The 11,445-nt window shown below is 69.7% G+C and carries 12 protein-coding genes; 11 read left to right on the forward strand and 1 reads right to left on the reverse strand.

All coding sequences use genetic code 11. The features are described from left to right. From motB to ABNT58_RS11585, 11 genes are all read left to right on the forward strand, one after another. A partial coding sequence (motB, locus tag ABNT58_RS11535) for a flagellar motor protein MotB (RefSeq protein ID WP_348753620.1) occupies positions 1–920 on the forward strand: 920 nt, incomplete at its 5' end. Between the two features lie 28 nt (positions 921–948). Continuing rightward, positions 949–1,347: a chemotaxis response regulator CheY gene (gene cheY, locus ABNT58_RS11540; protein ID WP_250196199.1), complete on the forward strand. Its 399-nt coding sequence runs from the start codon at positions 949–951 to the stop codon at positions 1,345–1,347. A 17-nt stretch (positions 1,348–1,364) separates the two neighbouring features. Continuing rightward, the gene (locus ABNT58_RS11545; protein WP_348753621.1) at positions 1,365–1,997 is read left to right on the forward strand and encodes a protein phosphatase CheZ; all 633 of its coding nucleotides are present in this window, start codon (positions 1,365–1,367) and stop codon (positions 1,995–1,997) included. 92 nt (positions 1,998–2,089) lie between these two features. Next, positions 2,090–2,497: a hypothetical protein gene (locus ABNT58_RS11550; RefSeq protein ID WP_348753622.1), complete on the forward strand. Its 408-nt coding sequence runs from the start codon at positions 2,090–2,092 to the stop codon at positions 2,495–2,497. Between the two features lie 141 nt (positions 2,498–2,638). After that, a complete protein-coding gene (locus tag ABNT58_RS11555; RefSeq protein ID WP_348753623.1) occupies positions 2,639–2,935 on the forward strand; it encodes a flagellar transcriptional regulator FlhD in 297 nt (98 codons plus the stop codon). 112 nt (positions 2,936–3,047) lie between these two features. Further along, on the forward strand, positions 3,048–4,208 hold the full coding sequence (gene flhB, locus ABNT58_RS11560) for a flagellar biosynthesis protein FlhB (RefSeq protein WP_348753624.1): 1,161 nt from the start codon (positions 3,048–3,050) through the stop codon (positions 4,206–4,208). A 113-nt stretch (positions 4,209–4,321) separates the two neighbouring features. Further along, on the forward strand, positions 4,322–6,439 hold the full coding sequence (gene flhA / locus ABNT58_RS11565; protein WP_348753625.1) for a flagellar biosynthesis protein FlhA: 2,118 nt from the start codon (positions 4,322–4,324) through the stop codon (positions 6,437–6,439). Continuing rightward, on the forward strand, positions 6,436–8,043 hold the full coding sequence (gene flhF, locus ABNT58_RS11570; RefSeq protein WP_348753626.1) for a flagellar biosynthesis protein FlhF: 1,608 nt from the start codon (positions 6,436–6,438) through the stop codon (positions 8,041–8,043). Before flhA ends, flhF begins: the two co-directional genes overlap by 4 nt. Positions 8,044–8,057: 14 nt before the next feature. Then, the gene (locus ABNT58_RS11575; RefSeq protein WP_348753627.1) at positions 8,058–8,849 is read left to right on the forward strand and encodes a flagellar biosynthesis protein; all 792 of its coding nucleotides are present in this window, start codon (positions 8,058–8,060) and stop codon (positions 8,847–8,849) included. 18 nt (positions 8,850–8,867) lie between these two features. Further along, complete coding sequence (locus tag ABNT58_RS11580; RefSeq protein ID WP_348753628.1) at positions 8,868–9,581, forward strand: RNA polymerase sigma factor FliA; 714 nt, start codon at positions 8,868–8,870, stop codon at positions 9,579–9,581. A 7-nt stretch (positions 9,582–9,588) separates the two neighbouring features. Then, positions 9,589–10,953: a methyl-accepting chemotaxis protein gene (locus tag ABNT58_RS11585; protein WP_348753629.1), complete on the forward strand. Its 1,365-nt coding sequence runs from the start codon at positions 9,589–9,591 to the stop codon at positions 10,951–10,953. Here the strand turns inward: ABNT58_RS11585 and ABNT58_RS11590 are convergent. Continuing rightward, positions 10,943–11,445, reverse strand: a 503-nt coding sequence (locus tag ABNT58_RS11590; protein WP_348753630.1) for an FGGY-family carbohydrate kinase, incomplete at its 5' end; no start/stop codon positions are given. The two genes, ABNT58_RS11585 and ABNT58_RS11590, sit on opposite strands and share 11 nt — an antisense overlap.

The following is an 11,445-nucleotide window of genomic DNA, read 5'->3' on the forward strand; positions in this document are numbered from 1 at the left end:
AGCCGATCATCGTCAAGAAGATCAAGAAGGGCGGCCATGGTCACCATGGCGGCGCCTGGAAGATCGCTTATGCCGACTTCGTGACGGCGATGATGGCGTTCTTCCTGCTGATGTGGCTGCTGGGCTCCACCACCGAAGGCGACAAGAAGGGCATTGCCGACTACTTTCAATCGCCGCTGAAGGTGGCGCTGCTGGCCGGCGGCTCGGGCTCGGGCGATTCTTCGCACGTGCTCAAGGGCGGCGGCCAGGACCTGACGCGCACCACCGGCCAGGTCAAGCGCGGCGACATCCAGGCGCCCAAGGCCACGGTGAACCTGCAGGCCCTGAAGGAAGAGCAGCAGCGTGCCGAGCGCGCCAAGCTAGAAGAACTCAAGCAGAAGGTCGAGCAGAAGATCGCCGCCAGCGCCAAGCTCTCGCCGCTGGCCAGCCAGATACGGCTGGACATGACCCGCGACGGCCTGCGCATCCAGATCGTCGACGAGCAGAACCGGCCGATGTTTGCCAGCGGCAGTGCCGAGGTGCAGCCCTACATGCGCGAGCTGCTGCGCGAAATCGGCAACGTGCTGGCCGAGGTGCCCAACCGGCTGACGCTGGAGGGCCATACCGATGCCCACGCCTTTTCAGGCGGTGAGCGCGGCTACAGCAACTGGGAGCTGTCGGCCGACCGCGCCAATGCCTCACGCCGAGAACTCATCGCCGGCGGCCTGCCCGACCACCGCATCCTGCGGGTGCAGGGCCTGGCCTCCAGCACGCTGTTCGTCAACGACGAACCGCTGAACCCACAGAACCGCCGCATCAGCATCATCGTCATGAACCGTGATGCCGAAGACCGCGTATTCCGTACCGCGCCCGAGGTGGCGGAAGCCACCGGCGTGCCGTCGATCCGGCCCGCCTCAAGTCCCCTCGTCAATCTCCGATAAAGCCTCATCCCCGAGAGGAAGCCCTCCCATGAGCAGCACCACCGATCTCAAATTTCTCATCGTCGACGACTTCTCGACCATGCGCCGCATCGTGCGGGGCCTGCTCAAGGAAATGGGTTGCAACAACGCGGACGAAGCCGAAGACGGCGCGATCGCGCTGCAGATGCTCAAAGCCCAGAAGTTCGACTTCGTCGTCTCCGACATCAACATGCCGAACATGAACGGCTTCGAGCTGCTCAAGGCCGTCAAGGCCGACGACTCGCTCAAGCACCTGCCGGTGCTGATGGTGACGGCCGAAGCCCGCAAGGAAGACATCGTGCTGGCCGCCCAGTCGGGCGCCGCCGGCTACATCGTCAAGCCTTTCACCAAGGCGACGCTGGAAGAGAAGGTCCAGAAGATCATGCAGAAACTGGCAGCCACGGCCTGAACGCCAAGGAGTACACGATGAAGATGGATGACATCGCCGCCTTGGCACCGCAAATGGCCGCTCAAGCTTCGCCGGAGATCTTCCAGCAGCTGGGCACCATCACCCGCCAGCTGCACGACACGCTGCACCAGCTGGGCGTGATGCCCAAGCTCAAGGACGCCGCCGACGGCCTGCCCGATGCGCGCAGCCGCCTGAGCTACATCGCCCAGAAGACGGCCGCCGCCGCCGACAAGGTGCTGAACTCGGTCGACAGCGCCAAGGTGGAACACCACACCATCAGCGAGCAGACGCGCGCGATCGCGGCCGCCATCGTGGCCGACCCGGTGCGCGCCGTGGCCTCGGGCTCGGTGATGAACTTCGTGGGCGAGGTGGAACGCGCCACCGCCCGCATCGACCAGCACCTGACCGACATCATGCTGGCCCAGGACTTCCACGACCTGACCGGCCAGGTGGTGGCCAAGGTGGTGTCGCTGGCCACCGAACTGGAATCCAGCCTGGTCAAGCTGCTGGTGCAAGCCGCCCCGCCCGAGCAGGCACAGAAGGTGGAAACCGCCATCCTCAATGGCCCGGTGGTCAACCCCGAAGGCCGGACCGACATCGTGCAGGACCAGAGCGAAGTCGACGACCTGCTCGCCAGCCTGGGCTTCTGACACAGACGGGCGCACTTTGGGCGCCCGGCCGGCTCAAGACCGGCGAAAAGATGCCGTAGTTCACCTCAGGATCAGATCTTCCTGGGGTGACCATGAATCCCATCTCGCCCACTGCCGCCAGCGTTGCCACGCTGAAGACCCCCACACCCGCACCTGCGCCGGCCCCTGCCCGCGCGGGCGCTGCCGCTGGCGCGCCGACGGCGCCCATCGCCAGCGCCGGCGATGGCCCCCCCGAAGCCGGCCACGTGCCGCGGACCGAAGCACCAACGCCCGCCCCGGCGCCCCCACCGCCGCCCATCGAGCTGCCCTTCAGCATCGGCTTCGGGCTGGGGTCCAAGCACGGCTCGGGCTGCACCTGCGCCGCCTGCAAGGCCACCGTGCCGGCCCAGCCGCCCGCCCATGCCGTGGACGCGGCCGAGCGCGCGCGCCAGTCGGCCGCGGCGGCTGGCTACGGCGGCCCGCGCCCGCCCGTGGGCGCACGGGTGGACGTCTCGGCCTGAAGACCCCGGCGGCCGACGTGTAGGAAACACGCCGACACGCCGGGCGGAACAAGCGCGACAGCGCGCATGGCGCAGCGGCGGATGCCCGCCCGCGGCCACCGCTCCTACAGTGGCTGGTCCCTCATCGCGGTGCCGTAGCCCATGACCAGCAGCCAGATCCTTGCGGAGATCCGCGAAGCCAACGTCGCCTACCTGATGCTCGCGCAGGCGCTGCTGCGGGCCGACCGGCCCGCCGCGCTGCAGCGGCTGGGCCTGAGCAGCAATGCCGCGCAGGTGATCGAGCAGATGACGCCGACGCAGCTCAGCCGCGCAGCCAGCGGCAACACCTTGATCTGCAGTTTCAGCATGGACGACGAGCTGGTGTGGGACCTGCTGACCCACCACGTGCCCGCGGCCGAACTGCCCGCGGCGCCACCGGCGCGCAACAAGCCGCGCTGAGCGGAGCAGCGGCGCAGCGGCGCACGGGCGCTGCCGCGCTTTTGGCCCGCTTATCCGCGCATGGCCCGGCCGGCGTGCAGGCAGCATGGTGGTCTTCCGATAGAGCCGCGACATGGCCGACTCAGCCCAGGACAAGAACTTACCCGCCAGTGCCAGGAAACTGGCCAAGGCCCGTGAACAGGGGCAGGTGGCGCGCTCGGTCGACCTCGGGCATTTCGCGGCCATCGCCATCGGCGGCTGGCTGCTGGTCAAGTGGGCGCCCGACATCGGCCAGTGGATGCAGAAGATCCTGATGCAGGGCCTGCGCTTCGACCACGCCATGCTGCAGAACCCCCGGCTGATGGGCGAACGCGCTGCGGCGCTGGGGATGCAGATGCTGATGGTCATCGTGCCCATGGGCCTGGTGATGTCGCTGGTGGGCGTGGCCAGTGCCTGCCTGTCGGGCGGCTGGAACTTCACCACCCAGGCGCTGTCGCCCAAGTTCGACAAGCTCAATCCGCTGACGGGCGTGACCCGCCTCTTTTCCAAGGGCAACCTGGTGCAGGCGCTCAAGTCGGTGATGCTGGCCGCGGTGCTGGGCACCGTGGGCGCGTTGTACCTGCAGTCGCGCATCGAGGCCTTTGCCGCCACGCTGGCCATGCCGCTGCCGGCGGCGCTGCAGCAGGCGGTCAGCGCCTCGCTCAGCGGGCTGATCCAGGTGGTGGTGACGCTGGCGCTGTTTGCCGCCATCGACGTGCCCTACCAGCGCTGGAAGCTGGCCAACGAGCTGAAGATGAGCTTCCAGGACGTCAAGGACGAGCACAAGGAAGCCGAAGGCAACCAGGAGGTCAAGCAGAAGATCAAGGTCAAGATGCGCGAGATGGCCCGCAAGCGCATGCTGGCCGCGGTGCCCAACGCCGACCTGGTGGTGATGAACCCGACCCACTACGCGGTGGCGCTGCAGTACGACGACAAGAAGATGGGCGCGCCGCGCGTGGTGGCCAAGGGAGCCGACCTGCTGGCCCTGCGCATCCGCGACATCGCGCGCGAATCCAAGGTGCCGGTGCTGCAGGCGCCGCCGCTGGCACGGGCGCTGTACCAGCATGCCGAGCTGGAGCGCGAGATTCCGGCGGCACTGTTCTCGGCCGTGGCCCAGGTGCTGGCCTACGTGTACCAGCTGCGCGCGGCCATGGCCGGCGAGGCGCCGGAGCCGGGCGACCTGCCCGAGCTGCCGGTGCCGCCCGAGCTGGACCCGCAAAACCCGGCCTACCAGAGCGGCCCGCGCCGCCGCTGAAAAGGCGCGGCTGTCGGCGGCGCCACCGCCGGCGCCGCAGGGGCGGTTAAACGGCGGCTTTCTTCCGCTTTTTCGGGCTCAAGTTTTCGGGCCGGCCGGAACAATCGCCGGCCATGAACCCGAGCCTTGCCCGCCTGCAGAACATCCTTGGTGACCACGCCGGCGTGGTGCGCGGCCTGCTGGGCCCCGTGTTCGTCGTGGTCGTGCTGTCGATGATGGTGCTGCCGCTGCCGGGCTTCGTGCTCGACGTGGCCTTCACCTTCAACATCGCGATGGCGCTGATGGTGATGATGGTGGCCGCCAACATGGTGCGGCCGCTGGACTTCTCGGCCTTTCCTTCGGTGCTGCTGGTCACCACGCTGCTGCGGCTGTCGCTGAACGTGGCTTCCACCCGCGTGGTGCTGATGGAAGGCCACACCGGCCCCGGCGCCGCGGGCAAGGTGATCGAATCCTTCGGCCACTTCCTGATCGGCGGCAACTTCGCGGTCGGCCTGATCGTCTTCGCCATCCTGGTGGTCATCAACTTCATCGTGGTGACCAAGGGCGCCGAGCGCATCGCCGAGGTGGGCGCACGGTTCGCGCTGGACGCGATGCCCGGCAAGCAGATGGCCATCGACGCCGACCTCAATGCCGGCCTGATCAACGAAGACGAAGCCAAGCGGCGCCGCGCGGAAGTCAGCGAAGAGGCCGACTTCTTCGGCTCCATGGACGGTGCCAGCAAGTACGTGCGCGGCGATGCCGTGGCCGGCCTGCTGATCCTGTTCATCAACCTGATCGGCGGCTTCATCATCGGCGTGGTGCAGCACGGCCTGTCGGCCAGCGAAGCCGCCAATTCGTACGTGCTGCTGGCGGTGGGCGATGCGCTGGTGGCGCAGATCCCGGCGCTGCTGGTGTCGGTGGCGGCGGCCATGGTGGTCTCGCGCGTGGGCAAGGACAACGACATCGGCACCCAGGTGCGCAAGCAGGTGTTCGGCTCGCCCACCTCGCTGGGGCTGACCGCCGGCGTCATCGGCCTGATCGGCGTCATTCCCGGCATGCCCAACCTGGTGTTCCTGCTGATCGCCGGGGCCACCGGCGCCCTGGCCTGGAAGGCCCGCCAGGCCGAGCTGAAGGCCAAGGCGCCGCCCGTGCCCGCGCCGGGCACGCCGGGCGCTGCCGGGGGCCCGGGCGCGGAGGCGCCCCCCGCCAACGTGGAAGCCAGCTGGGACGACCTGGTGCCGGTGGACACGCTGAGCCTGGAAGTGGGCTACCGCCTGATTGCGCTGGTGGACAAGGAACGCAAGGGCGACCTGCTGGGCCGCATCAAGGGCGTGCGCAAGAAGTTCGCGCAGGACGTGGGCTTTCTGCCGCCGCCGGTGCACATCCGCGACAACCTGGAGCTCAAGCCCAGCATGTACCGGGTGTCGCTGCGCGGCGCCGTGATCGGCGAAGCCGAGGCTTTTCCGGGGATGCTGCTGGCCATCAACCCCGGTGGCGCCACCCAGCAACTCATCGGCACCAAGACCACCGACCCGGCCTTCGGGCTGCCCGCGGTATGGATCGAAGAGCGCCAGCGGGAGGTGGCCCAAATGGCCGGATTTACGGTTGTTGATTGCTCGACCGTCGTGGCGACCCATCTTTCACACTTGATGCAGGTCCACGCTGCCAAGTTGCTGGGCCGCGTTGAAGTGCAAAACCTGGTCGAACACGTCACCAAGCTGGCTCCCAAGCTGATCGAGGACGTGATTCCCAAGATGGTCGGAATCGCCACTGTGCAAAAGGTCCTGCAACTGCTGCTCGAAGAAGGCGTCCACATCCGGGACATGCGCTCGATCGTGGAATGCATGGCCGAGCATGCGGCGGTGGTCACCGACCCGACCGAGCTGGCCCGCCGCATCCGCGTGCACCTGGCCCCGGCCATCGTGCAGCAGATCTACGGCGCCGCCCGCGAGCTGGACGTGATCGCGCTGGACCCCGAACTGGAGCGCCTGGTCACCCAGGCCCTGACCTCGCCGCACGGCGCCGCGCTGGACCCCGGCGTGGCCGAGAACATCACCCGCGGCGCGGCCGACACCTCGCGCCAGCAGGAAGAACTGGGCGTGCCGGCCTGCCTGCTGGTGCCCGACCTGATCCGCGCGCCGATGGCCCGGCTGCTGCGCCGCGCGGCGCCCCGGCTCAAGGTGCTGGCGCACAGCGAGATTCCTGACACCCACACGATCCGGATCGGTTCGATCATTGGAGGCACGGCATGAACGTCAAGCGCTTCACGGGGCGCACTTCGCGCGACGCCCTGAACCTGGTGCGCCAGGCCTTCGGTGACGACGCCGTCGTGCTGTCCACCCGCCCCTGCGCCGAAGGCGTGGAGGTGCTGGCGATGGCGCCGGACGGCATGCAGCAGATCGAGCGTGCAGCCAGCCAGGCCGGCACCGTGCGCGCCCCGGCGGCGGCACCTGCGCCCGCCCCGGCGGCTCGCAACCACCGCGACCTGCGCGAGATGGCCCGCGCCGAAACCTCGCGCCTGGAGCAGCGCATCGCCGCCCGTGAAGGCCGCGTCGACAGCCGGCTGGACAGCCGCCTGGACGAGCGCATCGAGCCGCGCATCGACAGCGAGCCCGCCGCCGAGGTGGAGCGCGACGTCGGCCGCCTGGGCATGAGCACCCTCACCTTCCAGGACTACGTGCGCGAGCGCATGCTCAAGCGCCGCAAGGCCGAGCTGCAGCCCGAGCCGGCGGCCGAACCGGCACCGGCCCCGGTGCGCAGCGCGCGCAGCGACCGCCCCGCCGGCCGCACCGTGCGCCATGAGCTGCCCAACATCGAGCCGCGCCCCGAGCCGCCGCGCCGCCGCCCGCCGGTGCTGCGCGACGAGATCCGCCAGGCGCAGGCGCCGCTGGAAGACGAACTGCCGGCCGCCCGCGACAGCCAGTACGAGATGATGAGCGAGCTGCGCTCGATGAAGGGCCTGATCGAAGAGCGCTTCGGCGCGCTGGCCTTCATGGAGCGCATGCAGCGCAACCCGCGCCAGGCCAACCTGACGCAGAAGCTGCTGGACTGCGGCTTCTCGCCCGCCTTGATCCGCAAGCTGGCCGATGGCCTGCCCGCCGATGCGCTGGACGAGACCAGCTGGGCCGCCAGCGTGCTGGAGCGCAACCTGCTGGCCGCCGAGCATGAGCCGGCGCTGGAAGATGCCGGCGGCGTGTATGCGCTCATCGGTTCCACCGGCGTGGGCAAGACCACCAGCACCGCCAAGATCGCCGCTGCCTTTGCCACCAAGCATGGCGCCGGCCACCTGGGCCTGATCACGCTCGACGCCTACCGAGTGGGCGCCCATGAACAGCTGCGCACCTATGGCCGCATCCTGGGCGTGCCGGTGCACACCGCCCACGACCGCGCTTCGCTGGAAGACCTGCTGGACCTGCTGTCGGGCAAGAAGATGGTGCTGATCGACACCGCCGGCATGGCCCAGCGCGACAGCCGCACCCGCGAGCTGCTGGACATGGTGGGCCACCGCGCGATCCAGAAGCTGCTGGTGCTCAATGCCAGCGCGCAGGGCGAAACCATCGAGGACGTGATGCTGAGCTACCAGGCCAAGGCCTGCCGCGGCGTGGTGCTGTCCAAGATCGACGAGGCCGTGAAGCTGGGCCCGGCGCTGGACGCGCTGATCCGCCACAAGCTGCGGGTGATGGGCGTGGCCAACGGCCAGCGTGTGCCCGAGGACTGGCACCGCCTGTCGGCGCAGGCCCTGGTGCAGCGCGCCTTCAAGGCCGCGCCGGCCGCCTCCTGGCGCATGGACGCCAACGACGTGAACCTGATCTTCGCGGGCTCGCATGCGGCCCGCGGCAACTCTGCCCACGCTTGAGGACCCGAGACGACATGCGTGACTTCTACGCCAGCCGCAGCGCCCCGCTGGACCAGGCCGACGGCTTGCGCCGCCTGTTCAGCCCGACGCGCACCCGCTACATCGCGGTGGCCAGCAACCCGCACGTGGCCTTTGCCACCGTGCTGATCGAGCGCCTGACCTCGGCCATCGCCGCCAGCGGCCGCAAGCTGCTGCTGGTGGACGCGGCCGAGTCCGCGCCCGAGCCGCATGAGCTGACGCACCTGGACCTGGCCGCCGGCATCGAGACCCTGTCGCCGCAGATCGGCTACCTGGCCGCCCGCGGCCTGCCGCTGCGCCACGTGGACACCCGCGGCTCCTGCGCGGGCCTGCTGCGCCAGCTGGCCGATGCCGCGCCGCAGGCCGACGTGGTGCTGGTGCATGCCGGCGCCAGCGAGCTGAGCCGCCTCTTCAGCCACCGCGCGGTGCGCCCGGTGCTGCTGGCCGCCGACCACGGCCCCAGCGTGACCGCGGCCTACGCCGCGATGAAGATCCTGGCCGCGCGCACCGGCCTGATGGCTTTCGACCTGCTGCTGGCCGTGGGCCCGCAGCGCGGCCGCCGCGAACACGTGGCCCGCCAGATCGCGCAATGCGCCGACAGCTTCCTGGGCGCGGCGGTGCACGACTGGGTGGCGGTGGACCCCGCCTGCAACGTGGCCGAAGCCCCCGACAACGCGCTGATGCGGCTGGTGCGCCGGCAGCTGGCGGACGAGACGGCCGACGCCGACCTGCAAGCACCGACCTGGCATGGACGCGGCACGGCGCCCGCCTCGCTGCTGGCCAACTGAACTCCTGGAGCCCTGGACATGTACAACGCCAAAGGCCGTACCGACAACCATGCGATGCTGAAGCAGTACAGCCCGTTGGTGCGCCGGCTCGCCCATCAGATGATTGCCAAGCTGCCGGCCAACGTCGAGATCGACGACCTGATCCAGGTGGGGATGATCGGCCTGAACGACGCCCTGGGCCGCTTCGACGCGGCGCAGGGGGTGCAATTCGAGACCTTCGCCACCCAGCGCATCCGCGGCGCCATGCTGGACGAACTGCGCGGCAGCGACTGGATGAGCCGCGGCAACCGCCGCCAGCAGCGCAACATCGAAGCGGCGGTGCACAAGCTGGAGCAAAAGCTCGGCCGCGCCCCGCACGAGTCCGAGATCGCCGCCGAGATGGGCATCACCCTGGTGGAATACCAGGAGCTGCTGGGCAAGGTGCGCGGCACGCAGCTGGTGTACCTGGAAGACCTGAGCGGCGACGAGGGCGACGACGACTACCTCGAACGCCACGTGGGCACCGAAGAGGCCAACCCGATGGCGGTGCTGCAGGACATGCGCATGCGCACCGCGCTGGTCGAAGCCATCAAGCTGCTGCCCGAGCGCGAGCAGTACGTGATGAGCATGTACTACGAGCACGACATGAACCTCAAGGAAATCGCCGCCGTGCTCAAGGTGACCGAAAGCCGCGTGTGCCAGCTGCACAGCCAGAGCATCGCCCGCCTGCGGGTCAAGCTGCGCGAATGGTGAGTCGGCGATGTTCAAGCAGTTCCGGGCCGCGGCCCCTGCCCTGATCGAGGCGGCGCCCGCCGCCCCCCTGGTGGACGTGGCGCCGATGGTGTCGCGCCTGGCCCAGCAGGCCTCCAAGCTGGGGCGTGAAGCCGCCGAGGTGCGCGGCGTCGTCGGCGACACGCGGCAGACCGCCGAGGCCCAGGCCGCCACCGCGCGCCAGCTGGCGCAGCAGGTCAAGGACGTGGCCCGCGTGCAGCAGGTCATCGGCAGCCACACCGAGCAAGGCGTGGCCGCGGTCGATCGCGCCCGCGTGGCGGTGCAGGCGGTGGGCAGCGAAGTGACCGGCATCGTCGAGACCTTGCGCAAGGTGGCCGAGGCCGCCCACGACATCACCCAGATCGCGCTGCAGACGCGGCTGGTGGCCTTCAACGCCAGCGTGGAAGCCAAGCGCGCGGGCGAAGCCGGTCGCGGCTTCGGCGTGGTGGCCGATGCGGTCAAGGACCTGGCCGCCCGCGTGGAAGCTTCGTCCAAGGACATCATGGGCACCATGGCCCACCTGGACACCCGCATCGGCACGCTGGCGCGCGAGATCCAGGCGCCCGAGCAGCAGAAGGCCGCGGGCGCCGGAGCCAACACTTCGCAAAGCGGCGTGCATGCCGCGCTGGACGACGTGGCCGACGAGGTGGGCCGCATCGCCGCCGCCGCCGAACAAAGCCGCGGCGCCTGCAGCCTGCTCGACCAGCAGATGGGCGCCATCGAACAGCACATGCGCCAGACCACGCGGGCGCTGGACACGGCCATCGGCCGCAGCGAAAACCTGCTGAAGGTGAGCGAGCAACTCATCGAACTGGCTGCCGACAGCGGCGTGGTGACCGAAGACACGCCGTATATCCAGGCGGTGCAGCAGGCCGCGGCCGAAGTGGGCCAGCTGCTGCAGAACGCGCTCAAGCAAGGCAGCATCAGCGTGGCCGACCTGTTCGACGAGCGCTACGTGCCCATCGCCGGCACCCAGCCGGCACAGCACACCACGCGCTTTTGCGCGCTGGCCGACCGGCTGCTGCCGCCGGTGCAGGAACGCATGCTGCAGCTCAGCGACAAGGTGGTGTTCTGCATCGCCGCCGACCGCAACGGCTACGTGGCCACGCACAACAAGCAGTACAACCAGCCGCAGCGCGGCGACCTGGCCTGGGACACCGCGCACAGCCGCTACCGCCGCATCTTCAACGACCGCACCGGCCTGGCCAGTGCGCAGAACAAGCGGCCCTTCCTGCTGCAGACCTACCGCCGCGACATGGGCGGTGGCCAGTTCGTGGTGATGAAGGAAGCCGCCGCGCCGATCACCGTCAACGGCCGCCATTGGGGCGGCCTGCGCCTGGCCTTCAAGTTCTAGCGGCCGCGGCGCCCAGCGCCCGGAAGCGCTGCCAGCGCTCGGCCAGCCGATCGGCGGCCGGCCCTTCTTGCGGCCCATACAGCGCCTGCACCGGCGGTGCGGTGCACACCGGGGCCACGTCGCCGCCCACCGCCAGCCAGCCCAGCCGCGCCGCGCCCAGCGCGCCGCCGGCGGCCGAATCGGCATGGGTGACGATCTCTGTGCCCAGCAGGTCGGCCAGCATCTGCGCCCACAGCGCGCTGCGGGCGCCACCGCCCACCAGCGACAGCCGACGCACCACGGTGCCAGCCGCCTGCAAGGCCGCATGGCCATCGGCGAGGCCGAAAGCCACGCCCTCCATCACCGCATAGGCCACAGCGGCGGCATCGGTGTCGTGGCCCATGCCGTGCAGGCTGGCGCGCAGCGTGGCGCTGTTGTGCGGCGTGCGTTCGCCGCCCAGGTAGGGCAGGAAGATCGGCGCCGCCTCGCGCTGCGCGGGTGTGGTGGCGGCGG

It is taken from the genome of uncultured Aquincola sp. (assembly GCF_964001545.1).
In the GTDB taxonomy this organism is placed as follows: domain Bacteria; phylum Pseudomonadota; class Gammaproteobacteria; order Burkholderiales; family Burkholderiaceae_C; genus Aquincola.